Origin of the sequence: Microbispora sp. ATCC PTA-5024 (assembly GCF_000511135.2) — a bacterium.
Classification (GTDB): Bacteria; Actinomycetota; Actinomycetes; order Streptosporangiales; family Streptosporangiaceae; genus Microbispora; species Microbispora corallina.
In genome coordinates this window covers 2,074,091-2,097,904 of record NZ_KI866522.1, presented here as the reverse complement: position 1 = coordinate 2,097,904, position 23,814 = coordinate 2,074,091, and the positions used below count along the sequence as shown (strand labels likewise).

Sequence of the window (23,814 nt, the reverse complement as noted above, 5' to 3'; positions counted from 1 at the left end):
GACTTCGGCGAAAAGGATCGGCCCTGTACCCTTGTAACCATGGCTCTCGGTCTGCCCTCACGCCGCCCCGATCGCGTCCCCACCGTTCGCGAGCTCCTGGCGGCGGGCGAGCGGTCGTTCTCCTTCGAGTTCCTCCCGCCGAAGACCGACGAGGGCGAGCGTCAGCTCTGGCGCGCCATCCGCGAGCTGGAGGCGCTGCGCCCGACGTTCGTCTCCGTCACGTACGGCGCCGGCGGTTCCACCCGCGACCGCACCGTCCAGATCGTCGAGCGCCTCGCCCACGAGACGACGCTCACGCCGGTCGCCCACTTCACCGCGGTCGACCACTCGATCCGCGAACTGCGCCATCTGGTCGGCAGGTTCGCCGACGCCGGCGTGCGCAACATCCTCGCGGTCCGCGGCGACCCGCGCGGGGGCGACCCGCTCGACGACTGGATCAAGCACCCCGAGGGCGTCCTGTACGCGGAGGAGCTGGTGCGGCTCATCCGGCAGGCCGGCGACTTCTGCGTGGGGGTCGCGGCCTTCCCCTACAAGCACCCCCGCTCGCCGTCCATCGAGTCGGACACCGAGTTCTTCGTGCAGAAGTGCCGGGCGGGCGCCGACTACGCGATCACCCAGATGTTCTTCCGCGCGGACGACTACCTGCGCCTGCGGGACCGGGTGGCGGCCAAGGGCTGCGACACCCCGATCATCCCGGGCCTCATGCCGGTCACCCAGATGAGCACGATCGCCCGGTCCGAGCAGCTGTCGGGGGCGCCGTTCCCGCCGGAGGTCGCGGCCCGCTTCGAGGCGGTCGCCGACGACCCCGTCGCCGTGCGGCGCCTGGGCATCGAGCACGCCGTGGACATGTGCCGCACCCTCCTCGAGGAGGGCGCGCCCGGCATCCACTTCATCACGTTCAACCGGTCGAGCGCGACGCGCGAGGTGTTCCAGGCGCTGCAGCAGACGCCGGCGCCCGCGGGCTCCTGAAACGACCGCAGGCCTCCTGGTGCTGCATCGCGTTGATCCTGTGGGTGCGTGCTGACCGGTGGGGCTACGTCACTCCTTGACAAGGACGGTCGCCAGGTGGGAGAGCGCGGCGTTGGTCTGGGCAAGGTCAAAGGCGGCGGGGTCGAATTGGTCGGCTGAGTCGAGGCCGAGCCACTCCAGGCGATCCTCATGCTCTTCGTGCATGGGGTCGGCGAGGATCTCCAGCAGATACTCGTAGCCCCAGATGCCGCCGCAGTCTTCAGGGGGGCAGGCGCGTCGGCCGGTGAGGCAGCGCGGATAGGCGACGCCCGGCTCGGCCGCGGCGACGGCCTCGACGAGGATGGCGTGCTCCCAGTTGTCACCGAAGTCGTAGGTGTAGCCGAGCCGGTCTTTCGGCGCGGGGACGACATGGCCGAGCCGTTTGGCGGCGGCGCTGGTGATCTGCAGTTCGCGGTCGGCGACGCCGTAGCGGCCCAGCGGGCTTTCGAAGACCCACAGGTGGTAGTCCTCCCAGCCGAAGGCGGCCTGCAGGACTTCATGCAGCTCGCGCAGCGTGATGGTGGAAGGGACTTCCAGCCGCCGCCAGATCGGCGGCCGTGATCCGGCCAGCGTCACCTTGATCCGGTGGACGCCGGGGGCCGTGCGGGCGCTGGAAGTGGTGGGTCGGACAGCCATGAGCGCATCTTGCCCCACCCGTTCCGCCGGCGTCCTCAGGACAACGAAGAGCCGTGGTGAACGGATGCAGGGGCACGTCGATGTGCAGCACGTTCATGCCGGTGTGGGGTGACGATCAACGGGGGTTGCCGGAGCAGGTGGCTGCACTGGCAGCGGGCGGGTGCTCCCGAGGATCGGGAAGGTCACCGCTGCGGCGGCAGCGGCAGCGGGACGCCCGCGATCACGTAGTTCTCGTAGCCGCCGGGGAACACGAACCGCGTCAGGAGGTCGACGAACCCGACGTCCCCGTAGAGGTGGCGGGCCGCCGTCGGGGCGTCGTGGGTCGACAGCACGGCCGTCCGCTCCGGGCGGCCCTCGCAGATGGCGTGGATCAGGCTGCGCCCGATGCCCTTGCCCTGGTAGTCGGGCCGGACGTGGACCTCGGCGATCTCCAGGGCGTCGCCGAACCACCTCTGCGCTGCCCGCGTCCCCGCCTGGTCCTGCAGGGCGCGGCGGACCACGTCGTGCCACCACTGCCCGGGCGCGCCATGGAAGCCGTACGCGAACCCGACGATGTCAGGCGACTCCGCGAGCAGGCAGACGAAGTCGGGATACGTCGCGTGGTTGCGCATTATCGCCAGGCGGCCGGTGAGCTGGTCCGTCGGCGGGCGCATGGCCTCGGTGTAGATGTCCAGCACCGTGTCGATGACGGTGATGAACGTGTCTGGCCCCACGCGTCGCAGCTGGATCACTCATCGGAGACTAGCAAAGCGTTCCGGAGGCGAGGCGGCCACCGGAGGGTCACTCCACCTCGGCCGGCGTACCGCCGGTGATCCGCACCAGTTCGTCGAAGCTGGTGGGGAAGACCGAGTGCGGATGCCCCGCGGCCGCCCATACGACCTCGTGCTTGCCGAGCCAGGCGTCCACCAATGTCCGGACCGGGGCGGGGTGACCCACGGGGGCGACGCCGCCGATGGGCTGGCCGGTGTGCTCGCGCACGAACTCCGGGGTGGCGCGCCTGACCTTCGCGACGCCGACGAGCCGCGCCACCAGGGCCGTGTCCACCCGGTGGGCGCCGCTGGTCAGCACGAGCAGCGGGGCGCCGTCGGCGTCGAAGATCAGGCTGTTGGCGATCGCCCCGATCTCGCAGCCGAGCCGCGCGGCCGCCGTCGCCGCCGTCGGCGTGGCCTCGTCGAGCACGACGATCTCGCCCGTCACGCCCTGCGCGCGCAGGGCCGCCTCCACCCGGGCGATGTTGGGATGCAACTTTTCCGGCACGCGGACACTCTAAACGGATGGCGAGGACGAGGCCGGTCAATTGCCTTCTCCTTGACCACGAGGGCCGTACGCTAAGGTCCTTTGGTCCGTGCTTGGGAAGAATGAGGGGTTGGTCACGATGGGGGGTCGACGGCAGGCGGTCGCCGCGCTCGTGATGGCGGGGGCGCTAGCCCTCGCCACGGCAGGGGTCCCGGAGGCCGCGCAGGCGAGCACGCAGGTCCGTACGGGCGCCGTCCCGGTGTCGTCCGCCGTCGCGGCGGCGGCCTACCCGCCGTTCACCGCGCCGTACAAGACGCTGAAGCTGGGCGCCAAGGGCTCGGCCGTCAAGGCGCTGCAGACCCGCCTGAAGCAGCTCGGATACGTCCCGGGCTCGATCGACGGCCGGTACGGCGGCGCCACGCTGACGGCCGTGTGGGCCTTCCAGAAGATCCAGGGCATCACGCCGACGAGCACCGTGGCCAAGAGGACCTGGAAGGCGCTGGAGAACCCGAAGGCGCCCGCGGTCCTGGTCCCCCGCGGCAGGCCAGACCGCGTGGAGGTGAACCTGACCAAGCAGGTCATGGTCCTCTACCGGAACGGCGTGCCCCGGCTGATCAGCCACATCTCCAGCGGCAGCGGCATCCCGTACACCGAGTACGCGATGTGGAACGGCAAGCGGCAGCGCTTCAGCGGCAGCGCCCGCACGCCCACCGGCGACTTCGCGACCACCTGGCGGGTCAGCGGCTGGCACCGGTCCTACCTGGGCCAGCTCTACAACCCGATCTTCTTCAACGGCGGCATCGCCCTGCACGGCGCCCTGTCGGTGCCGCTCTACCCGGCGTCGCACGGCTGCGTCCGGCTGCCGATGCACGTGGCGGAGATCCTGCCCGGCCTGCTCGGGACCGGCGTCCCCGTCCACGTCCGCGGCCGGTTCGTCCGCTGACCCGTACGGCGCCGGGGGCGGCCCAGGCCGCCGTGTTCCGCCAGGTGCGCCCCGGCGCGGTGCGTGACGCCGGCGATCCCGGGACCGCGGTACGGAGCCCCGCCTGCCTGAGGCCGCGCCGCGAACCCGGGGCGGCGTAGAACGCCGGCGCCTCTGCCGGGAGTCGTCGTGAGACCCCCGCACGATCCGTCGTGCGGGGGTTTCGGCTGTTCCGGGACCGTTCTTGGGGCCGGTCCTCGAACCCTTGTTCGTTGACAGTCTTGACAGTGAGGCATGATCGAATCTATGTTCGATGCAGTGGGCGCGGGACTCGCGGCCTGCGCCCACCCCGTTGGAACCGTGCCCTCGTCGTCGGCGGAGACGAACGCGGCACGGCCCGCGGCGTGGGCCGGACGGGGAGAGGGGAAGCTCCTCGTCCGGCCGCCCACGGGAGCCTGAAGCATCGGGCGGTCCCTCGCCGGCACCACGGGATCGTCCGTCCGGCGGAATTGTCGGTGGGGTCTGCGACTGTGATGTCACCGGCGAGCCTCGCCGGATGCCACGACTCGAGGAGGCGGGCATGACGGAACAGAGCGGAGAGCAGCGGAACGGGCCACGGCTCTCGCAGACGGTCCTGGCGCATCTCGCGGACGCCAGGGCGTGCCTCGCGGACGCGTCGGTGGGGCCGACCCCCGCCGACCGGTACGTGTCGGCCCATCTGGCGGCGCTTCGCGCGGCGGCCGGGATCCTCGCGGCCCGGCCGCGTCCGATGGACGGGCGCAGGCGCCGGCTGCGCAGCGCGTGGGAGTTGCTGCCCGAGGCCGAGCCGAAGCTGGCCGACTGGGCGGCCTACTTCGCGGTCAGCGCGACCAAGCGCGCGGCGGCCGAGGCCGGCATGGTGCGCGTCGTCACCCCCACCGACGCCGAGGAGCTGATCGCCGAGGCCGACAAGTTCGTGGGCGAGGTCGAGTCCATCCTCGGCGTCCCCGGAAAGCCGACGCTTCCCATGGCCGGCTGAGGCCGCCCTCCCCCCGGACCAGCCCGCCCTACGGGAGGCGCGCCGGGTCCCACCCCGCGTCCCGCCAAGAGCGGACGGACGCCGGCCGAACCGCCGATCTCGCACGCCGGCCGGATCAGGCCGGGCATGGTCGACGCTCCGGCCGCCCCAATCATGAAGTGGCCGTGGTCAGGCCCCGTGCGCCGGCTCCCGCCACTCGCGCCGCCCGCCATCCGGCTCGTCCGCCGCCCGGGTCGATCGCCGTTCGGCTTCACCTGCGCGCCTCGCGGGCGTCGAGGCGGATGGTCCAGGGCTCGATCGTGTCGACGACCAGGTGCGTCCCGCTCCAGGGGTCGCGTCCCAAGGTGGCGCGCACCTCGTCCGCCGACCCGGCCTCCACGGCGAGCACGACGCGGATCTCGTCGGCCAGCGGGCCGCCCAGGATCACGAAGCCGGTGTCGACGAGCCCGTCCATGAACGAGGCGTGCGCCGTCCAGTCCGCCTGCTCCTCCATCGGCCGGGAGGAGTCCCACAGCGGGCCGGTACGGGTGAGCCCGACGAGGAAGATCGCCACAGCGGCACCCTACCGGACGCCCGCCGGGGGAGGCGTCCCGCCCGCCACCCGCCGGGGGCGGGGGATCTCGTGAGGATCAGACGGGGTCGCGTTCGAGGGGGCAGCTCATGCAGCGGGGGCCGCCGCGGCCCCGCCCGAGCTCGCTCCCGCGCACGGTGACGACCTCGATCCCGTGCCGCCGCAGGTGGTTGTTGGTCGTCGTGTTGCGCTCGTAGGCGATCACGACGCCGGGCTCCAGCGCCAGCACGTTGCAGCCGTCGTCCCACTGCTCGCGCTCCGCCGCGTGCACGTCCTGGGTCGGGGTGAGGACCTTGATGTCGTCGAGGTCCAGGGCACGGGCGATGGCCTTGTGCATGTCCTCCGGCGGGTGGTCGGTGACCTTGAGCTCCTTCTCGGTGTCGCCGGGCTCGATCGTGTACGACGGCAGCATGCCGAGACCGGCGTACTTGGTGAACACCCCGACGTCGACGTTGGTCATCACCGTGTCGAGGTGCATGAACGCCCGGGCCTTCGGCATGTCGAGCGCGACGATCCGGGTGGCGGAGCCGGCCCGGAACAGGTTCATCGCGAGCATCTCGACGGCCTGCGGCTGGGTGCGCTCGCTCATCCCGACCAGGACCGCGCCGCCCCCCAGGACGAGGACGTCGCCGCCCTCGATCGTGGCGGGGGCCATCTGCGTGCCGCGGTACCAGACGTTGAAGCCTCCGTCGCCGGGACGGTCGTACCCCGAGGCGAAGAGGGGGTGCCACCGGTAGACGGCCTCGTAGTTGACGGTCTCGCGCCGCCGGGCCTTCTTGCGCATCGCGTTGATGGACACCCCGTCGTACACCCAGCAGGAGGTGTCGCGGGAGTACAGGTGGTTGGGCAGCGGGGGGAGGACGAAGTCGTCCATGCCGAGCGTGTGCATGGTGACCGAGTCGGGGTCGCAGCCCAACTCCATGATCTCGCGCTTTGTGACCCCGCCGGTCAGCAACGGGGCGAGCTCGGCGCCGTCGAGCGAGTCGAGGGTGTTCCTGATCGCGTCGGCCGCCACCGGGCCGAACCAGTGCTCGTCGACGGTCCCGTCGAGGATGTGCTTCCTGGCCTCGGGGACGGCGATCGTCTCCTCCAGCAGGTCGCCCAGCAGATGGACCCGGACCCCGTGGGCGGCCAGGGTCTGCCGCCACTCCTGGTGCTCCTCGAGCGCGCGGTGCACCCACAGCACGTCGTCGAAGAGCAGGTCGTCCTTGTTGCTCGGGGTGAGCCGCTTGAGCGCCAGCTCGGGGACGTGAACCAGGACCTGGCGAAGCCGGCCCACCTCGGATCCCACGTAGAACGTCATCTCCTGCATATCCCCACAAAGCAGGATTCAGTCGCGGATCTCACGTTCACCGCCGGCCGGGCCGGGCTCGCCGGGACGCGTGCGCGGCGGGGCGAGCCCGGCCCGGGGCGGACACGGGGCGAGCCCGGCCCAGGCGCACACGGGACGAGCCCGGAACGGACGCGGAACGAGCCGGGAACGGACCGGGACGCGGGCGAGAAGGGCGTGGCCGGATCAGAAGGACTCGACGGCGCGGCGGGCCTCCGCGTCGAGCACGCCCCAGCTGATGAACTCCTCGGTCAGCTCCACCGGCGACTTGTCGTAGATCACGGCCAGGGAGCGCAGGTCCTCCTGGCGGATCGACAGCACCTTGCCGTTGTAGTCGCCGCGCTGGCTCTGGATGGTGGCCGCGTAGCGGGCCAGCGGGCCGGCCTTGTCCTTGGGCAGCTGGGACAGCCGCTCCAGGTCGATGACAAGCTTCGGGGCGGGGGCGAGCGGGCTGGGGGCGGCTCCGCCCGGGAGGAGCTCCGACACCGGCACCCCGTAGAAATCGGCCAGCTCGGCGAGCTTCTGCACGGTCACGGCGCGGTCGCCACGCTCGTAGGAGCCCACGACGACGGCCTTCCACCGGCCCCGCGACTTCTCTTCGACACCGTGCAGGGACAGCCCCTGCTGGGTCCGGATGGCGCGCAGGCGTGCGCCCAGCGACTTGGCGTAGTCAGACGGCATCGTGTGGCCCCCGGCTTTCTATGTCTCTTCTCACCTGATTGTGCGTCCTTGTCCTAAGTGTTCCGAACACCGGGGTTGGCGCCCCGACAGGCACCTTCGGTGACCACTGCGTCGGGTTTTACCCAGGAAGGTCGCGTGTTGTGGTTACGGACAGTGACGGTAAAGCCGTCACTCCCAAAGGTCAAGCTGATTGGAAAAAAGAGCGTCAAACAGTGCTCTCCCCGAAATCACCGACACCCCCTGGGATGCGGCTTCCCTACCCCTCGCGGGGGTCTCGCCCCGGCATCGCCGCTGGCGGGAGGGGGTGCCCGGCCCTGCTGATACGCTTGAGCGGCTGCACACCCTTTTAAGACCCGTCCCGTGAGGCGGGAAAGGTGGTGACTTTTCCATGTCTGATGCCCGAAATCAGGCCCGCGCGGTCCTGGAAGGCCCTGACATCCACCGGGCGCTGACCCGGATCGCACACGAGATCCTCGAGCGCACCAAGGGCGCGGAAAGCGTCGTCCTGCTCGGCATCCCCACCCGCGGCGCCACGCTCGCCCGCCGGCTCGCCGAGCGCATCGCGCAGTTCGAGGGGGTCGAGGTCCCCGTCGGCGCGATCGACATCACGATGTACCGCGACGACCTGCGCCTGCGTCCCGCCCGCCCGCTCGGCCGCACCGAGCTTCCCGCGGAGGGGGTCGACGGCCGCACCGTCGTGCTGGTCGACGACGTGCTCTTCTCCGGCCGGACCGTCCGCGCGGCGCTCGACGCGCTGAACGACGTGGGCCGCCCCCGCGCCGTCCAGCTCGCCACGCTGGTCGACCGGGGCCACCGCGAGCTGCCGATACGCGCCGACTACGTCGGCAAGAACCTCCCGACCGCGAAGACCGAGAAGGTCAAGGTCTACCTGCAGGAGACCGACGGGCGCGACGCCGTCCTGCTCATCAAGGAGGACGCCCAGTGAAGCGGCACCTGATCTCGGCCGGCGACCTGTCCCGCGACGACGCCCTGCTCATCCTGGACACCGCCGAGGAGCTGGCGAGGGTCTCGGAACGATCCATCAAGAAGCTCCCCACGCTGCGCGGACGCACCGTGGTCAACCTCTTCTTCGAGGACTCCACGCGCACCCGCATCTCGTTCGAGGCGGCGGCCAAGCGCCTGTCGGCGGACGTCATCAACTTCTCGGCCAAGGGGTCGAGCGTGTCCAAGGGCGAGTCGCTCAAGGACACCGCGCTCACCCTGGAGGCCATGGGCGCCGACGCCGTGGTGATCCGGCACGCCGCCTCGGGCGCGCCGCACCGCCTCGCCACCTGGGTGCGGGGGAGCGTGGTGAACGCCGGCGACGGCACCCACGAGCACCCCACGCAGGCGCTGCTCGACGCGTTCAGCATGCGCCGGCGCCTCGGCAGGCTGGACGGACTGAAGGTCGCCATCGTCGGCGACGTGCTGCACAGCCGGGTCGCCCGGTCCAACGTCCTGCTGCTCGGCACGCTGGGCGCTGAGGTCACGCTGGTCGCGCCGCCGACCCTGCTGCCGGTCGCCGTCGAGACCTGGCCCTGCCAGGTGTCGTACGACCTCGACGCCGTGCTGCCGAAGTCGGACGTGGTGATGATGCTGCGCGTCCAGCTGGAGCGGATGAACGCGGCCTACTTCCCGTCGGCCCGCGAGTACAGCCGCCGGTACGGCCTCGACCGCGACCGCTTCGGCCGGCTGCACGACGACGCCATCGTCATGCACCCCGGCCCGATGAACCGCGGCATGGAGATCTCCGCGGAGGTCGCCGACTCGCCGCGCTCCACCATCACCGAGCAGGTCGCCAACGGCGTGACGGTCCGGATGGCCGTCCTCTACCTGCTGCTCGGCGGCTCGGAGCCCGCGATCGGGACGAGCGCCGCCGACCCCGCCGTCCAGACCGTCCCCGGGGGAGAGCTGTGAGCACGACCATCCTCATCACCGGCGCCCGGATCCTCGGGGGCGAGCCGCGCGACATCCTCGTCCGCGACGGCGTCGTCGCCGAGGTCGGCGACCTGACCGGTACGGCCGCCGGCCAGACGGTCGAGGCCGGCGGACTGATCGCCCTGCCCGGCCTGGTCGACCTGCACACCCACCTGCGCGAGCCCGGCCGGGAGGACGCCGAGACCGTCGAGACCGGCACCCAGGCGGCGGCGCGGGGCGGATACACCGCCGTCCACGCGATGGCCAACACCTCCCCGGTGGCCGACACCGCCGGCGTGGTCGAACAGGTCTGGCGGCTCGGCCAGGAGTACGGCCACTGCGACGTGCAGCCGGTCGGCGCGGTGACGTCCGGGCTGGAGGGCAGGCAGCTCGCCGAGCTCGGGGCGATGGCCGACTCCGCGGCCCGCGTGCGGGTCTTCTCCGACGACGGCAGGTGCGTGTCCGACGCGGTGCTGATGCGCCGGGCGCTGGAGTACGTCAAGGCGTTCGACGGCGTGGTGGCCCAGCACGCCCAGGAGCCCCGGCTGACCGAGGGCGCCCAGCTCAACGAGGGCGAGGTGTCGGCGCGGCTCGGCCTCACGGGCTGGCCGGCGGTGGCCGAGGAGGCGATCATCGCGCGCGACTGCCTGCTCGCGGCGCACGTCGGCTCCCGGCTGCACGTGTGCCACGTCTCGACCGCGGGCTCGGTGGAGATCATCCGCTGGGCCAAGTCGAAGGGCTGGGACGTCACCGCCGAGGTCACCCCGCACCACCTGCTGCTGACCGACTCCTGCGCGGAGCGCTCGCCGCTCGGGCCGTACAACCCGATCTACAAGGTCAACCCGCCGCTGCGGACCGCCGAGGACGTGCGCGCGCTGCGCGAGGCCCTCGCGGACGGCACGATCGACTGCGTGGCCACCGACCACGCCCCCCACCCGGTCGAGGACAAGGAGACCGAGTGGGCGGCCGCGGCGATGGGCATGATCGGGCTGGAGACGGCGCTGTCCGTGGTCCAGGAGGCCATGGTCGACACCGGGCTGCTCGACTGGGCCGGCGTCGCCGACCGGATGTCCGCCAGGCCCGCGGCGATCGGGCGCCTCCCCGGGCACGGCCGCCCGATCGAGCCCGGCGCCCCGGCCAACATCACCCTGTACGACCCGTCCGTCCGGCTCCCGGTGGACCCCTCCTCGATGGCGTCGCGCAGTCGCAACACGCCGTACGAGGGGATGGCCCTGCCCGGCCGGGTCGTGGCCACGTTCCTGCGCGGCCGCCCCACCGTTCTGGAAGGGAAGCTCGTATGACAGCCCTGCTCGTGCTCGAAGACGGCCGCGTCTTCGAGGGGACGCCGTACGGCGCCGTGGGCGAGACGCTCGGCGAGATGGTCTTCAACACCGGCATGACCGGCTACCAGGAGACCCTCACCGACCCCTCGTACCACCGCCAGATCGTCGCGATGACGGCGCCGCACATCGGCAACACCGGCGTCAACGAGGAGGACCCGGAGTCGCGGCGCGTGTGGGTCGCCGGCTACGTGGTCCGCGAGCCCGCGCGCGTCCCCTCCAACTGGCGGTCCACCCGCACGCTTGACGACTACCTGCGCGACCAGGGCGTCGTCGGCATCGCGATGCCCGGCACCCGCGCGCTCACCCGCCATCTGCGCGAGCGCGGCGCCATGCGGGCCGGGATCTTCTCCGGCGACGCCGCCGGCCCGGTGGAGGACCTGGTCGAGCGGGTGCGCCGCTCGCCCGGGATGGAGGGCGCCGACCTCGCGCGCGAGGTGAGCACGGCCGAGCCGTACGTCGTCCCGGCCGTGGGCCGCAGGCGCTTCACGGTGGCGGCGGTCGACCTCGGCATCAAGGCCATGACGCCGCAGCGGATGGCCGAGCGCGGCTGCGAGGTGCACGTCCTGCCGGCCGGCGCGACCGCGGCGGACATCCTCGCGGTCGAGCCGGACGGCGTGTTCTTCTCGAACGGCCCGGGCGACCCGGCGACGGCCGACTACGCGGTGGAGGCCCTGCGCGGCGTGCTCGCCGAGGGCCGCCCGTTCTTCGGCATCTGCTTCGGCAACCAGATCCTCGGGCGGGCGCTCGGCCTCGGCACGTACAAGCTGCGGTACGGCCACCGCGGGGTCAACCAGCCGGTCCAGGACCGCAGGACCGGCAAGGTCGAGATCTCCGCGCACAACCACGGCTTCGCCGTCGCGGCGCCGCTCGACGGCCCGTTCGAGACGCCGTACGGCCGGGCCGAGGTGAGCCACGTCAACCTCAACGACGACTGCGTCGAGGGGCTGCGGCTGCTGGACCGGCCGGCGTTCAGCGTCCAGTACCACCCGGAGGCCGCGGCCGGCCCGCACGACGCGGCGTACCTGTTCGACGAGTTCTGCGAGCTGATGGAGACAAAGGGGGGGAAGGGTGCCTAAGCGTACGGACATCAGGTCCGTCATGGTGATCGGCTCCGGCCCGATCGTGATCGGGCAGGCGTGCGAGTTCGACTACTCCGGCACCCAGGCCTGCCGCGTCCTGCGCAGCGAGGGCTTCCGGGTCATCCTGGTCAACAGCAACCCGGCGACGATCATGACGGATCCGGAGTTCGCCGACGCCACGTACGTCGAGCCCATCACCCCGGACATCGTCGAGAAGATCATCGCGAGGGAGCGTCCCGACGCGCTGCTGCCCACGCTGGGCGGCCAGACGGCGCTCAACACGGCGGTCGCGCTGCACGAGGCCGGCGTGCTCGACCGGTACGGCGTGGAGCTGATCGGCGCGAACATCGACGCCATCCAGGCGGGCGAGAACCGCGAGCGGTTCAAGGAGATCGTGACCAAGGTCGCCGCCGAGCGCGGCCTGAACGCCGAGTCGGCCCGCAGCGTGATCTGCCACACGATGGACGAGTGCCTGCGCGCGGCCGGCGAGCTGGGCTACCCGCTCGTCGTCCGGCCGAGCTTCACGATGGGCGGCGCCGGCTCCGGCTTCGCCCACGACGAGGAGGGCCTGCGGCGCATCGCCGGCGCGGGGCTCGACGCGTCGCCCACGACCGAGGTGCTCCTGGAGGAGTCGATCCTCGGCTGGAAGGAGTACGAGCTCGAGGTCATGCGGGACCGGGCGGACAACGTGGTCATCGTCTGCTCGATCGAGAACATCGACCCGATGGGCGTCCACACGGGCGACAGCGTGACCGTGGCCCCCGCGCTGACCCTGACCGACCGCGAGTACCAGAACATGCGGGACGTCGCGATCGCGGTGATCCGCGAGGTGGGCGTGGACACCGGCGGCTGCAACATCCAGTTCGCCGTCGACCCGGCGACCGGCCGGATGGTCGTCATCGAGATGAACCCGCGGGTGTCCCGGTCCTCGGCCCTGGCGTCGAAGGCCACCGGCTTCCCGATCGCGAAGATCGCGGCCAAGCTCGCCATCGGGTACACGCTCGACGAGATCCCCAACGACATCACGAAGGAGACCCCGGCGTCGTTCGAGCCGTCGCTCGACTACATCGTGGTCAAGGTGCCTCGGTTCGCCTTCGAGAAGTTCGCCGGGGCCGACCGCACGCTGACGACGCACATGAAGTCGGTCGGCGAGGCCATGGCCATCGGCCGGTCGTTCCCCGAGGCTCTCCAGAAGGCCCTCAGATCCATGGAGAAGAAGGAATCCTCCTTCACGTGGACGGGGGAGCCGGGAGATCTCTCCGAGCTGCTCAGGGCCTGCCGCACCCCGCACGACGGCCGGCTGCGCACGATGCAGCAGGCGATCCGTGCCGGGGCCACGCCGGAGCAGCTCCACGAGGCCACCTCGATCGACCCGTGGTTCGTCGACCAGCTGTTCGCGATCGACGAGGCCGCCCGCTCGATCACGGCGCTCGACGGGCCGAGCCTCGCGGCGGCCAAGCGGCACGGGTTCAGCGACGTCCAGATCGGCGAGATCCTCGGCGTCGGCGAGGCCCGGGTCCGCGAGGCGCGGCACGCCCTCGGCGTCCGGCCGGTCTACAACACCGTGGACACCTGCGCCGCCGAGTTCGCCGCCCGCACGCCGTACCTCTACTCGACCTACGACGAGGAGACCGAGGTGCCGCCGGGCGACCGGCCCAAGGTGATCATCCTCGGCAGCGGGCCCAACCGGATCGGCCAGGGCATCGAGTTCGACTACGCCTGCGTGCACGCGTCGTTCGAGCTGGCCAGGGCCGGCTACGAGACGGTCATGGTCAACTGCAACCCGGAGACCGTCTCGACCGACTACGACACCTCCGACCGGCTCTACTTCGAGCCGCTCACGCTGGAGGACGTCCTTGAGGTCGTGCACGCCGAGCAGCAGGCCGGCCCCGTGGTCGGGGTGATCGTGCAGCTCGGCGGCCAGACGCCGCTCGGCCTCGCCCAGGCGCTCAAGGACGCCGGGGTTCCCGTGGTCGGCACCTCGCCGGAGTCGATCCACCTCGCCGAGGAGCGCGGCGCGTTCGGCCGGGTCCTCGCCGAGGCCGGGCTGCCCGCGCCCAAGCACGGCACCGCCCGCACCGTCGCCGAGGCGCGCGCGGTGGCCGCGGAGATCGGCTTCCCGGTGCTCGTCCGGCCGTCGTACGTCCTCGGCGGCGCCGGCATGGCCATCGTGTACGACGAGGACACCCTCGACACGTACATGTCCAGGGCGGCTTCCGAGCACCCGGTCCTGGTCGACCGGTTCCTCGACGACGCCATCGAGATCGACGTGGACGCCCTGTTCGACGGGGAGGAGCTCTATCTCGGCGGCGTCATGGAGCACATCGAGGAGGCCGGCATCCACTCCGGCGACTCGGCGTGCGCGCTGCCGCCGATCACGCTGGGCGGCTTCGACATCAAGCGGATCCGCGCGGCCACCGAGGCCATCGCCCGGGGCGTCGGCGTGCGCGGCCTGCTCAACGTCCAGTACGCCCTGGCCGCCGGGGTCCTCTACGTCCTGGAGGCCAACCCCAGGGCCAGCCGCACCGTGCCGTTCGTGTCCAAGGCGACGGCGGTGCCGCTGGCCAAGGCCGCGGCCCGTCTCATGCTCGGCGCGACGATCGCCGAGCTGCGGGCCGAGGGCATGCTGCCGGCGGACTACGACGGCGGCACGCTCCCATTGGACGCGCCCATCGCGGTCAAGGAGGCCGTGCTGCCGTTCAACCGGTTCCGGGGGGTGGACACCGTCCTCGGGCCGGAGATGCGCTCCACCGGCGAGGTGATGGGCATCGACGAGTTCTTCGGGACCGCGTACGCCAAGTCGCAGGCCGCGGCGTACGGCCCGCTGCCGACCAAGGGCCGGGCGTTCGTGTCGATCGCGAACAAGGACAAGCGGGCGGCCGTCTTCCCGGTCAAGGCGCTGGCCGACCTCGGGTTCGAGATCCTCGCCACCGAGGGCACGGCGGAGGTGCTGCGCCGAAACGGCGTCCATGCCAAGATCGTGCGCAAGCACAGCGACGGCGCCGGTCCCGACGGGGAGCCGACGATCGTGCGGCGCATCCTCGACGGCGAGGTGGACCTCATCGTGAACACGCCGTTCGGCAGCCCCGGGCAGTCGGGCCCGCGCCTCGACGGGTACGAGATCCGCACCGCCGCCGTCCTGCGGGGCATCGCCTGCATCACCACCGTCCAGGGGCTCGCCGCCGCCGTCCAGGGCATCCAGCACATCGTCCGGGGCGACATTGGCGTACGTTCGCTCCAGGAACACGCCCGGATGCTGCGAAGCTGAGCGTCGGCGGGCGCGCCGGCGGCGCGCCCGCCGGCCGGGGCGCCATCGAGCAAGGAGGAAGGGAGTGGCCGGGAGTCCGGTTCAGGTGACGGGAACGGTGCTGACGACGCGCCGCGTGGACGCCTACCACGCGCTCACCGTCGTGGCTCCGGCCATCGCCGACCGGTCCAGGCCCGGCCACTTCGTCACGGTCGCCGTCGGGGGGCCGACCACCTCGATGCTCACCCGGCGGGCCTTCGCCGTGCACGACGTCAAGCCCGACTACGGTGGCACGGTGGAGCTGGTCTTCGGCGTGCGCGGCAGGGGCACGGCCTGGCTGGCCGACCTGCGCGCGCGGGACACGCTCGACCTGGTGGGCCCGCTCGGCCGGCCGTTCCCGCTGCCGCGCGACCCCTGCACCTGCGTGCTCGTCGGCGGGGAGTACGGCTCCGCGTCGCTGTTCGCGCTGGCGGACGCCCTGCAGCAGCGGGGCTGCCGGATCGACTTCGTGCTGGGCGCGCCGAGCGCCGACCGCGTGTTCGGGGCGCTGCGCGCCCGCCGGATGGGCGAGACCACGACGCTCACCACCGAGGACGGCTCGCTGGGCATGCGCGGCACGGTGACCGATGTGCTGCCCGGGGTGATCGCCGACGCGCGGGCCGACGTGGTCTACGCGTGCGGGCCGATGCCGACGCTGCGCGGAGTCACCGCCGTTGCCGCGGAGTTCGGCATCCCGGTGCAGGTGGCGGTCGAGGAGGCCATGGCCTGCGGGATCGGCGTCTGCATGACGTGCGTGGTCCCCGTGATCGGCGACGACGGCGTGACCCGGATGGTCCGGGCCTGCGTGGAGGGCCCGGTCTTCCGGGGGGAGCGGGTCCGGTTCGACGACGTCGGGACGATCCCGTTCGACGCCTTCGGGGCGCCGGGGGGACGGCATGCCTGACCCTGAGCGGGGTGAGCGGCGATAGCGGCCGACCTCCGGACCTACCTGGCACACGTGGAGCTGCCCAACCCCGTGCTGACCGCGAGCGGCTGCGGGGGGACCGGGCGGGAGCTCGCGCAGTTCGCCGACGTGGCGCGGCTCGGCGCGTTCACCACGCGGTCCGTCACGATGGCGCCGCGGGCCGGCCGGCCCACGCCCAGGATGGCCGAGACGCCCTCCGGCCTGCTGAACGCCGTCGGGCTCCAGGGCCCCGGAATCGAGGCGTTCCTGGAGCGGGAGCTGCCCTGGCTGGCCGAGCGCGGCGCGCGGACCGTCGTGTCGATCGGCGGCGGCACGGTCGCGGAGTACACCGCGCTGGCCCGCCGCCTGGCCGCCGAGACCGGCATCACGGCCGTCGAGGTCAACCTGTCCTGCCCCAACGTCGAGGACCGGGGCCGGGTGTTCGCCCGGGAGGGGTCGGCCGCGGCGGAGGTGGTCGCGTCCGTGCGTGCCGCCACCCGGTACGACGTGCCGGTGATCGCCAAGCTGTCCCCGGACGTGGCCGACGTCGTGGCGGTCGCCCGGGCGTGCGTGGACGGCGGCGCCGACGCCCTCGCCCTGATCAACACCCCCGTGGGGATGAGCATCGACGTGGACACGATGCGCCCCGCGCTCGCCGCCGGCACCGGCGGCCTGTCGGGGCCCGCCGTGCGGCCCCTGGCGGTCCGCTGCGTGTGGCAGGTGCACGCGGCCCTCCCCGGCGTCCCCCTCGTCGGCATGGGCGGCGTGACGTCCGGCAGGGACGCGCTGGAGCTCGTCCTCGCGGGCGCCTGCGCCGTCGCCGTGGGCACCGCCCTGTTCCACGACCCCTACGCGTGCCAGCGCGTCCTGAGGGAGCTCGAGGAGCTCCTGCAGGAGCGCGGCTTCGACCGGCTCGCCGACGCCGTGGGACTGGCTCACAGGCCCGCGGGGGCGCAGCCGCGCACCAGAACCGATCTCGAGGAGAGTTCCCTGTGACCACGCCCGCTCCCATCGCCGTCGCCCTGGACGCGCCCGACCTGGAGACCGCGGCCCGGTGGGCCGGCCTGGTGACGCCCCACGTCTCCACGGTCAAGGTGGGGCTGGAGCTCTATCTCCGGTACGGGCCGGACGTGATCGCGTCGGTGCGCGGCGCCAGCGGCGTGAACGTGTTCCTCGACCTGAAGCTCCACGACATCCCGAACACCGTGTCCGCCGCCGCCCGCGCGGTGGCGCGGCTCAAGCCGGGGATCCTGACCGTGCACGCCGCGGGCGGTCCCGCGATGATACGGGCGGCCGTCGACGCGGCCCCGAACGCGAAAATCGCGGCCGTGACGCTCCTGACGTCGCTGTCGGAGGCCGATCTCGCCGGGATCGGCATCCAGGGACCCCCGGCCGACGCGGTGCGCCGTATGGCCGCCGTGGCCGTGGGGGCGGGCGCGCAGGCGCTGGTGTGCTCGCCCCGCGAGGTGGCCGCCGTACGGGCGGAGGTGGGCCCCGGCGTGACGCTCATCACCCCGGGCGTGCGGCCGGTCGGCGCCGACTCCCAGGACCAGGCAAGGGTAGCGACTCCGGAGGAGGCGATCGCGCACGGGGCCGATCTTCTCGTGATCGGCCGGCCGATCACCGGCTCCCCCGATCCCGGCGCCGCCGCGGCCGGGATCGCCGCGGCCCTGCGGCGCGTGAGCCCCTGACCCGCCGGGGACGCGCTCTCAGCCGGTTACCAAGCGTCATGTGGTCGAGCCGCTGATGAGGCCGTTTTGATCGACAACGAGTGACTTTTCCATTACCAAAAGTAGTAAAATCAATTTTGTAGTCAGAGAAACGTGCCTTGACGTTGCCGGACGGGGCATGGACCAGCTAGTTTCCCCTCCCGTCCGAGTACATCGACAAGAAATTCGAGGTGACCCGGCGTGGCTCTTCCTCCCCTGACCCCCGAGCAGCGCGCCGCAGCTCTTGAGAAGGCTGCCAAGGCACGCAAGGAGCGTGCCGAGGTCAAGAACCGGCTCAAGCACGGCGCGGTTTCTCTGGCTGAGGTGCTGAAGGATGGGCAGACCGACGACGTCATCGGCAAGATGAAGGTCTCGGCTCTGCTGGAGTCGCTCCCTGGCGTCGGCAAGGTCCGCGCCAAGCAGCTCATGGAGCGCCTTGGTATCGCCGAATCCCGCCGTGTGCGGGGTCTCGGCGCCAACCAGCGCGCCTCCCTGGAGCGCGAGTTCGGCGGCGCCGAGAGCTGATCTCGGCAACGCGCGAACGTTCCACGGGGGTAGAGAGTGACCGACACGTCCTGGTCCGCTGGCGATCGGGCCCACGAGGCAGCCGCTACCAGCGGATCCCGGGCGGCGGGCGGTGACCCCTCGCCCCCCAGCCGGCGCCTGACGGTCCTGTCCGGTCCGTCGGGCGTCGGGAAGTCCACGGTCGTCGCCGAGCTCCGGCGGTCCCACCCCGAGGTGTGGCTGTCGGTCTCGGTGACAACCCGGAAGCCCCGCCCGGGGGAGACGCACGGCGTGGAGTACTTCTTCGCCGACGACGCCGAGTTCGACCGGCTGATCTCCTCGGGAGAGCTTCTGGAGTGGGCCGAGTTCGCCGGCAACCGGTACGGCACTCCCCGCCGCCCGGTGCTGGAGATGCTGGCCGCCGGGACGCCGACGCTGCTGGAGATCGACCTCCAGGGCGCGCGGCAGGTGCGTGCCACCATGCCCGAGGCGCTGCTCGTCTTCCTGGCCCCCCCGAGCTGGGAGGAGCTGGAGCGGCGGCTGCGCGGCCGGGGCACCGAGCCGCCCGACGTCATCGCCCGCCGGCTGGAGGTCGGCCGCGACGAGATGGCGGCGGAAAAGGAATTCGACCTCACCCTGGTCAACACTTCCGTCAAGGACGTGTGCCGCCGGCTGATAACCTTGATGGGAAACTCACCTAGCTAGGGGAATCACGACGTGGCAAGCAGCTCCGCTTACGCGGAAGGCATCACCAACCCGCCTATCGACACGCTTCTCGACATCGTCGACAGCAAGTACAGCCTCGTGATCATGGGTGCGAAGCGGGCGCGCCAGATCAACGCCTACTACTCCCAGCTCGGCGAGGGCCTGCTCGAGTACGTCGGCCCGCTCGTCGAGACCCACGCGCAGGAGAAGCCGCTGTCCATCGCGCTGCGCGAGGTGGCCGAGGGCCTGCTCACCTCCGAGCCCATCGAGGGCTGACCCCGTTCGTTGGAGACGGCCGGTCGGGGCCGCGTCTGAACCGGTGAGGGATTCGTTGCGATGACGTCCGTCGTGCTGGGGGTCAGCGCGGGCATCGCGGTCTACAAGTCCTGCGAGCTGCTGCGCCTGTTCACGGAGTCCGGCCACGACGTCCGCGTGGTGCCCACCAGGGACGCGCTGCGGTTCGTCGGCGAGCCCACGTGGGCGGCGCTGTCCGGCAACCCGGTGACCACCGAGGTCTGGGAGTCGGTCCACGAGGTCCCGCACGTGCGCATCGGGCAGCACGCCGACCTCGTCGTCGTCGCGCCCGCCACCGCCGACGTGCTCGCGCGGGCCGCCCACGGCCTGGCGAACGACCTGCTCACGAACACCCTGCTGACGGCGCGCTGCCCGGTCGTGTTCGCGCCGGCCATGCACACCGAGATGTGGGAGCACCCGGCCACCCGCGCCAACGTCGCGACGCTGCGCGAGCGCGGCGCTATCGTCGTCGACCCCGCCGTCGGCCGGCTCACCGGCGCCGACTCCGGCCCGGGACGGCTGCCCGACCCGGCCGAGATCTTCGAGGTCTGCCGTCGCGTGCTCGCCGGGCGTCCCGCCGACCTCGCCGGCAGGCACGTGGTGATCTCCGCGGGCGGCACCCGCGAGGCGATCGACCCGGTCAGGTTCATCGGCAACCGCTCGTCCGGCCTGCAGGGGTACGCCCTGGCCCGCACCGCCGTGGCCCGGGGCGCCGAGGTGACGCTCGTGTCGGCCAACGTCGCGCTGCCCGACCCGGCGGGCGCGAAGGTCGTCAGGGTCGAGTCGGCCCGTGCTCTGCGCGACGCCGTGCTGGCCGCGGCCGACCACGCCGACGCGGTGGTGATGGCCGCCGCCGTCGCCGACTTCCGGCCCGTGCGGACGAGCGACACGAAGATCAAGAAGTCGGCGGCCGAGCCCGACCCCATCCGCCTGGCGAAGAACCCCGACGTGCTGGCCGAGCTCGGCGAGGTCCGCCGGGAGCGGCGGGCGGCGGACAGCGGGCCGTACCCGCGGGTGATCGTGGGGTTCGCGGCGGAGACCGACGACGTCCTCGCCAACGGGCGGGCCAAGCTGGAGCGCAAGGGCTGCGACCTGCTCGTGGTCAACCAGGTGGGCGAGGGGCTCGCCTTCGGCACGCCCGACAACGCGGCCGTGGTGCTCCTGGCCGGTGGCGGGAGCGTGGACGTTCCGCGGGGTCCCAAAGAGGATCTCGCCGACGTAGTGTGGGACCTGGTGGCCGAGCGCCTCGCCTGACCCCCGCGTCTCCCCGCACGGTTCTCGGCGAGCCGCCGCCGGCCATCACGGGTCGGGCTTTTGCGAGGGAGCGATCGCCATGCCGGTGTCCGCCGCGATCAGGGAGCGCTGCCGGGCGATGCTGGGCCCGGGTGAGGACATCCGCTACGTCTTCCCCGCCCTGTCGCTGCCGCCCCCCGCGACGATCGGGTTCCTGGTCGTGGTGACCGACCGTTCGATCACGCTGCTGTCGACGAAGATGTTCCGGCGCGACGAGCCGTCCGGGGTTTGGGCCACCTACCCCCGCCGTACGCGGCTGGGCCCGATCGAGTTCGGCGCCGGGCCGCGGATCGAGCTCGGCGGGATGGTGTTCGAGGTGGACGACGAGTACATCGCGGTGATCGCCGCGGCCGACGCGGAGGCGTTCTCGCCGGGCGACCTCCCGAGGGACCCCTTACCGGACCTGTGAGGGCGTCCGCAATCCCCGATTGCCGCACTCCCAGGTTGCTCAACGTCGCGCCGCAATGCGGACGGCTTCGCCCCGCCGCAGCCGGTGAGGCTACACTCGCCTGAGCATGGGAGTGGCCGCGATAGGGCATATCGCCGCCACTCCCGACACGTCAGCAGCCGCTGCATGAGGAGCCCTGAGTTGTCCCGTCGCCTGTTCACCTCCGAGTCGGTCACCGAGGGCCACCCGGACAAGATCGCCGACCAGATCAGTGACGCGATTCTCGACGCCATGCTCAAGGACGACCCGAAGAGCCGGGTCGCCGTCGAGACGCTGATCACCACTGGCCAGGTCCACGTCGCCGGCGAGGTGACGACGGAGACCTACGTCGACATCCCCGCCCTGATCCGCGAGAAGATCCTGGAGATCGGCTACGACGCCTCGCACAAGGGCTTCGACGGCGCCTCCTGCGGCGTCTCGGTCTCGATCGGCGCGCAGTCGCCGGACATCGCCCAGGGCGTGGACGACGCCTACGAGCACCGCGAGGGCGAAGGCGCCGACGACTTCGACCGCCAGGGCGCGGGCGACCAGGGCCTGATGTTCGGGTACGCCTGCCGCGAGACCCCCGAGCTGATGCCGCTGCCGATCACGCTCGCGCACCGCATGGCCCGGCGGCTGAGCGAGGTCCGCAAGAACGGCACCGTGCCGTACCTGCGCCCCGACGGCAAGACCCAGGTCACGATCGAGTACGACGGCGACCAGCCGGTCCGCCTCGACACGGTCGTCGTCTCGACCCAGCACGCTCCGGAGATCGACCTCAAGGAGATGCTGACCCCCGACATCCGCGAGCACGTGGTCGAGCCCGTGCTGGCCGAGCTGTCCATCGACACCGACGGCTACCGCCTGCTGGTGAACCCGACCGGCCGCTTCGAGATCGGCGGCCCGATGGGCGACGCCGGCCTCACCGGCCGCAAGATCATCATCGACACGTACGGCGGCATGGCCCGCCACGGCGGCGGCGCCTTCTCCGGCAAGGACCCGTCCAAGGTGGACCGCTCGGCCGCCTACGCCATGCGCTGGGTCGCCAAGAACGTCGTCGCGGCCGGCCTCGCCGACCGCTGTGAGGTCCAGGTCGCCTACGCCATCGGCAAGGCCCAGCCGGTCGGCCTGTTCGTCGAGACCTTCGGCACCGAGAAGGTCTCCATCGAGCAGATCCAGGACGCCGTGCTCCAGGTCTTCGACCTGCGGCCGGCCGCGATCATCCGCGACCTCGACCTGCTCCGGCCCATCTACTCGGAGACCGCCGCGTACGGCCACTTCGGCCGCGACGGCTTCTCCTGGGAGTCGGTGGACCGGGCCGACGCCCTGCGCCAGGCCGCTGGCCTCTGAGCCGGGGACACTCCTCGCGGCTCCTGACGGCGCCCGCCCCCGCGGCGGGCGCCGTCCGCCGTTCCCGGGGGCCGGCGTCTATCCGAGGACGTTGACGGCCCGGGCGATCACCAGGGCCACGACGACCAGCGACAGCGCCGACTGCAGCATCATCATGACCTTGGCCCAGCGGGTGAGCGGCATCACGTCGGTGGGGCTGAAGGCGGTCGCGTTCGTGAAGGCCAGGTACAGGTAGTCGACGAAGGTCGCCCGCCACCCCGGCCGGGCGAGGGTCTGCTCGTCCATCTGGGGGAACAGGAACGCGGGGTAGAGCCCCCTTCCCGTGGCCCCGCCCCTGGACCTGGCGACCGGGCCGCCCCGGTCGAGCTCCCAGTACCAGAGCGCGAACAGCAGCACGTTGACCGCCCACACGGCCGCCCCCGTGGTGAGGAGCCGCATCGCGTCGTGCTCCACCCCGTCCACGAGCCGGACGACCTCGCGGAGGATGATCCAGGCGTTGGCCGCGCTGATCGCGCCGATGAGCGTGAGGCTGGCCGCCCGGGTGAGGCGGCTCTCCCGCGTCAGCGTGATCGGGTTGGCCGCGACCAGGCCGACAAGCAGGGCGGACTCCAGGACCGGCATCAGCCAGGGCGGCTGGACGTCGAGCGTGTCCGGCAGCCAGATGTGGATGAGGATCACCAGGATGACCGCGCCCGCGGCCGTCCACCGTCCCTCCGCCTCGGTCTCCCGCAGCCAGACGGGCACCTCGTCGCCCGTCATCTCCCTCGACCGTCCATCGTCCGTCCACCGCCAACCGGTTCCCGTGCCCTCGCGGTCGGCCGGGTCTGGTAGGACGTAGACGTGACCGAGCCGACCAGCGCACCCTACCCGCAGGAGGCGCTCCTCCCGGTGCCGGAGCAGGCCCCCGCGCCCGCTCCCGGCCGTCCCCGGGCGCGCGCCGCCAGGGGGGCGCGGGAGGCCGCAGAGCGGCTGCCCGTCGCCCGGGTCGTGGTCGACACCCCGCTGCCCCACCTCGACCGCCCGTTCGACTACCTCGTGCCCGCCTCGATGGACGCCGAGGCCGTCCCCGGCTGCCGGGTCCGGGTCCGCTTCGCGGGCCAGCTCGCCGACGGGTTCCTGCTGGAGCGGGCCGAGGCGAGCGAGCACACGGGGCGGCTGGCGTTCCTCGACCGGGTCGTCTCGCCGGAGCCGGTCCTCACCCCGGAGATCGCCGGGCTGGCCCGGGCCGTGGCCGACCGGTACGCCGGGACGATGTCCGACGTCCTGCGCCTGGCCGTGCCGCCCCGCCACGCCCGCGTGGAGGCCGAGGGGCGCTCCCTGGTCCGCCGTGCGGACGCCCGCCAGTCCGAGCCCGGGACGGGCCCGGACGCGGACGGCGAAGCGGAGGAGGAGGTCGACGAGCCCGTGCGCCACGGCCCCGACGCGGAGTCCTGGGGGCTGTACCGGCAGGCCGTCGGGGGCGGCGCCTGGGACGGCTACCCCACGGGCGCGTCGTTCCTGTCGGCGCTGGCCGAGGGCCGCTCGCCGCGGGCCGTCTGGACCGCCGTCCCCGGTGTCGGCCCGGAGGGGGCGGCCTGGCCGCACGCGGTGGCGGCGGCCGT

24 protein-coding genes and 1 pseudogene are annotated in these 23,814 nt (G+C 72.3%); 18 read left to right on the top strand and 7 right to left on the bottom strand.

Annotation, left to right across the window (positions count from 1 at the left end):
• Window positions 1–39: 39 nt before the first annotated feature.
• Window positions 40–969, top strand: a complete 930-nt coding sequence (gene metF, locus MPTA5024_RS09275) for a methylenetetrahydrofolate reductase [NAD(P)H] (protein ID WP_036321567.1) — start codon at window positions 40–42, stop codon at window positions 967–969.
• Between the two features lie 69 nt (window positions 970–1,038).
• Here the strand turns inward: metF and MPTA5024_RS09270 are convergent, their stop codons facing one another.
• From MPTA5024_RS09270 to MPTA5024_RS09260, 3 genes are all read right to left on the bottom strand, one after another.
• Window positions 1,039–1,644, bottom strand: coding sequence for a plasmid pRiA4b ORF-3 family protein (locus tag MPTA5024_RS09270; RefSeq protein ID WP_051457868.1), 606 nt, complete (start codon window positions 1,642–1,644; stop codon window positions 1,039–1,041).
• 182 nt (window positions 1,645–1,826) lie between these two features.
• Window positions 1,827–2,375, bottom strand: coding sequence for a GNAT family N-acetyltransferase (locus MPTA5024_RS09265; RefSeq protein WP_232326324.1), 549 nt, complete (start codon window positions 2,373–2,375; stop codon window positions 1,827–1,829).
• Window positions 2,376–2,424: 49 nt separating this feature from the next.
• Window positions 2,425–2,901 (bottom strand): YbaK/EbsC family protein, encoded by a 477-nt coding sequence (locus tag MPTA5024_RS09260; RefSeq protein WP_036321564.1) that lies wholly within the window; start codon window positions 2,899–2,901, stop codon window positions 2,425–2,427.
• Window positions 2,902–3,019: 118 nt separating this feature from the next.
• On the opposite strand from MPTA5024_RS09260, the gene MPTA5024_RS09255 reads away from it, so the two are divergent.
• Together MPTA5024_RS09255 and MPTA5024_RS09250 are read left to right on the top strand one after the other, a co-directional pair.
• Complete coding sequence (locus MPTA5024_RS09255) at window positions 3,020–3,823, top strand: L,D-transpeptidase family protein (RefSeq protein WP_036321561.1); 804 nt, start codon at window positions 3,020–3,022, stop codon at window positions 3,821–3,823.
• A 559-nt stretch (window positions 3,824–4,382) separates the two neighbouring features.
• A complete protein-coding gene (locus MPTA5024_RS09250; protein ID WP_036321558.1) occupies window positions 4,383–4,820 on the top strand; it encodes an SAV_6107 family HEPN domain-containing protein in 438 nt (145 codons plus the stop codon).
• Window positions 4,821–5,070: 250 nt separating this feature from the next.
• Here MPTA5024_RS09250 and MPTA5024_RS09245 read toward each other — a convergent pair whose 3' ends face one another.
• The 3 genes from MPTA5024_RS09245 to bldD form a co-directional block, all read right to left on the bottom strand.
• Window positions 5,071–5,373: a hypothetical protein gene (locus tag MPTA5024_RS09245; RefSeq protein WP_036321555.1), complete on the bottom strand. Its 303-nt coding sequence runs from the start codon at window positions 5,371–5,373 to the stop codon at window positions 5,071–5,073.
• A gap of 76 nt (window positions 5,374–5,449) precedes the next feature.
• A complete protein-coding gene (locus tag MPTA5024_RS09240; RefSeq protein WP_036323796.1) occupies window positions 5,450–6,694 on the bottom strand; it encodes an arginine deiminase in 1,245 nt (414 codons plus the stop codon).
• 213 nt (window positions 6,695–6,907) lie between these two features.
• Window positions 6,908–7,402: a transcriptional regulator BldD gene (gene bldD / locus MPTA5024_RS09235; protein WP_036321552.1), complete on the bottom strand. Its 495-nt coding sequence runs from the start codon at window positions 7,400–7,402 to the stop codon at window positions 6,908–6,910.
• Between the two features lie 388 nt (window positions 7,403–7,790).
• On the opposite strand from bldD, the gene pyrR reads away from it, so the two are divergent.
• The 14 genes from pyrR to metK all read left to right on the top strand — a co-directional run bounded on the left by pyrR (window position 7,791) and on the right by metK (window position 22,213).
• Window positions 7,791–8,348 (top strand): bifunctional pyr operon transcriptional regulator/uracil phosphoribosyltransferase PyrR, encoded by a 558-nt coding sequence (pyrR, locus tag MPTA5024_RS09230; protein WP_036321549.1) that lies wholly within the window; start codon window positions 7,791–7,793, stop codon window positions 8,346–8,348.
• Window positions 8,345–9,319 carry an aspartate carbamoyltransferase catalytic subunit gene (locus tag MPTA5024_RS09225; protein ID WP_036321546.1) on the top strand — a complete coding sequence of 325 codons (975 nt, stop codon included), beginning with the start codon at window positions 8,345–8,347 and terminating at the stop codon, window positions 9,317–9,319. The genes pyrR and MPTA5024_RS09225 overlap by 4 nt, the downstream gene beginning before the upstream one ends.
• The gene (locus MPTA5024_RS09220; protein ID WP_051457867.1) at window positions 9,316–10,620 is read left to right on the top strand and encodes a dihydroorotase; all 1,305 of its coding nucleotides are present in this window, start codon (window positions 9,316–9,318) and stop codon (window positions 10,618–10,620) included. Before MPTA5024_RS09225 ends, MPTA5024_RS09220 begins: the two co-directional genes overlap by 4 nt.
• Window positions 10,617–11,738, top strand: coding sequence for a glutamine-hydrolyzing carbamoyl-phosphate synthase small subunit (gene carA, locus MPTA5024_RS09215; RefSeq protein WP_036321543.1), 1,122 nt, complete (start codon window positions 10,617–10,619; stop codon window positions 11,736–11,738). The genes MPTA5024_RS09220 and carA overlap by 4 nt, the downstream gene beginning before the upstream one ends.
• Window positions 11,731–15,009 (top strand): carbamoyl-phosphate synthase large subunit, encoded by a 3,279-nt coding sequence (gene carB, locus MPTA5024_RS09210; protein ID WP_036321540.1) that lies wholly within the window; start codon window positions 11,731–11,733, stop codon window positions 15,007–15,009. The genes carA and carB overlap by 8 nt, the downstream gene beginning before the upstream one ends.
• Window positions 15,010–15,073: 64 nt before the next feature.
• A complete protein-coding gene (locus MPTA5024_RS09205) occupies window positions 15,074–15,931 on the top strand; it encodes a dihydroorotate dehydrogenase electron transfer subunit (protein WP_036321537.1) in 858 nt (285 codons plus the stop codon).
• 21 nt (window positions 15,932–15,952) lie between these two features.
• On the top strand, window positions 15,953–16,927 hold the full coding sequence (locus MPTA5024_RS09200) for a dihydroorotate dehydrogenase (protein WP_036321534.1): 975 nt from the start codon (window positions 15,953–15,955) through the stop codon (window positions 16,925–16,927).
• Window positions 16,924–17,622 carry an orotidine-5'-phosphate decarboxylase gene (gene pyrF, locus MPTA5024_RS09195; protein ID WP_036321532.1) on the top strand — a complete coding sequence of 233 codons (699 nt, stop codon included), beginning with the start codon at window positions 16,924–16,926 and terminating at the stop codon, window positions 17,620–17,622. The genes MPTA5024_RS09200 and pyrF overlap by 4 nt, the downstream gene beginning before the upstream one ends.
• Before the next feature lie 219 nt (window positions 17,623–17,841).
• A complete protein-coding gene (gene mihF / locus MPTA5024_RS09190; RefSeq protein WP_030450375.1) occupies window positions 17,842–18,165 on the top strand; it encodes an integration host factor, actinobacterial type in 324 nt (107 codons plus the stop codon).
• 138 nt (window positions 18,166–18,303) lie between these two features.
• On the top strand, window positions 18,304–18,849 hold the full coding sequence (gene gmk / locus MPTA5024_RS09185) for a guanylate kinase (protein WP_051458076.1): 546 nt from the start codon (window positions 18,304–18,306) through the stop codon (window positions 18,847–18,849).
• Window positions 18,850–18,861: 12 nt separating this feature from the next.
• Window positions 18,862–19,125 (top strand): DNA-directed RNA polymerase subunit omega, encoded by a 264-nt coding sequence (rpoZ, locus tag MPTA5024_RS09180; RefSeq protein ID WP_036321521.1) that lies wholly within the window; start codon window positions 18,862–18,864, stop codon window positions 19,123–19,125.
• Window positions 19,126–19,185: 60 nt separating this feature from the next.
• On the top strand, window positions 19,186–20,397 hold the full coding sequence (gene coaBC, locus MPTA5024_RS09175; protein WP_036321519.1) for a bifunctional phosphopantothenoylcysteine decarboxylase/phosphopantothenate--cysteine ligase CoaBC: 1,212 nt from the start codon (window positions 19,186–19,188) through the stop codon (window positions 20,395–20,397).
• A gap of 79 nt (window positions 20,398–20,476) precedes the next feature.
• Window positions 20,477–20,845 carry a hypothetical protein gene (locus MPTA5024_RS09170; RefSeq protein ID WP_036321516.1) on the top strand — a complete coding sequence of 123 codons (369 nt, stop codon included), beginning with the start codon at window positions 20,477–20,479 and terminating at the stop codon, window positions 20,843–20,845.
• A gap of 180 nt (window positions 20,846–21,025) precedes the next feature.
• Window positions 21,026–22,213, top strand: a complete 1,188-nt coding sequence (gene metK, locus MPTA5024_RS09165) for a methionine adenosyltransferase (RefSeq protein ID WP_036321513.1) — start codon at window positions 21,026–21,028, stop codon at window positions 22,211–22,213.
• A 78-nt stretch (window positions 22,214–22,291) separates the two neighbouring features.
• On the opposite strand, the gene MPTA5024_RS09160 is transcribed toward metK, so the two are convergent.
• Complete coding sequence (locus tag MPTA5024_RS09160) at window positions 22,292–22,972, bottom strand: DUF1345 domain-containing protein (protein ID WP_036321510.1); 681 nt, start codon at window positions 22,970–22,972, stop codon at window positions 22,292–22,294.
• A gap of 81 nt (window positions 22,973–23,053) precedes the next feature.
• Here MPTA5024_RS09160 and MPTA5024_RS41980 point away from each other — a divergent pair.
• Window positions 23,054–23,814: pseudogene (locus MPTA5024_RS41980) on the top strand (hypothetical protein); the annotation flags it as partial.

Coding starts and splice junctions, on each gene's coding strand:
- metF (WP_036321567.1), top strand. CDS start 40: ATGGCTCTCGGTCTGCCCTCACGCCGCCCCGATCGCGTCCCCACCGTT.
- MPTA5024_RS09270 (WP_051457868.1), bottom strand. CDS start 1,644: ATGGCTGTCCGACCCACCACTTCCAGCGCCCGCACGGCCCCCGGCGTC.
- MPTA5024_RS09255 (WP_036321561.1), top strand. CDS start 3,020: ATGGGGGGTCGACGGCAGGCGGTCGCCGCGCTCGTGATGGCGGGGGCG.
- MPTA5024_RS09250 (WP_036321558.1), top strand. CDS start 4,383: ATGACGGAACAGAGCGGAGAGCAGCGGAACGGGCCACGGCTCTCGCAG.
- MPTA5024_RS09240 (WP_036323796.1), bottom strand. CDS start 6,694: ATGACGTTCTACGTGGGATCCGAGGTGGGCCGGCTTCGCCAGGTCCTG.
- bldD (WP_036321552.1), bottom strand. CDS start 7,402: ATGCCGTCTGACTACGCCAAGTCGCTGGGCGCACGCCTGCGCGCCATC.
- pyrR (WP_036321549.1), top strand. CDS start 7,791: ATGTCTGATGCCCGAAATCAGGCCCGCGCGGTCCTGGAAGGCCCTGAC.
- carA (WP_036321543.1), top strand. CDS start 10,617: ATGACAGCCCTGCTCGTGCTCGAAGACGGCCGCGTCTTCGAGGGGACG.
- coaBC (WP_036321519.1), top strand. CDS start 19,186: ATGACGTCCGTCGTGCTGGGGGTCAGCGCGGGCATCGCGGTCTACAAG.
- MPTA5024_RS09170 (WP_036321516.1), top strand. CDS start 20,477: ATGCCGGTGTCCGCCGCGATCAGGGAGCGCTGCCGGGCGATGCTGGGC.
- MPTA5024_RS09160 (WP_036321510.1), bottom strand. CDS start 22,972: ATGACGGGCGACGAGGTGCCCGTCTGGCTGCGGGAGACCGAGGCGGAG.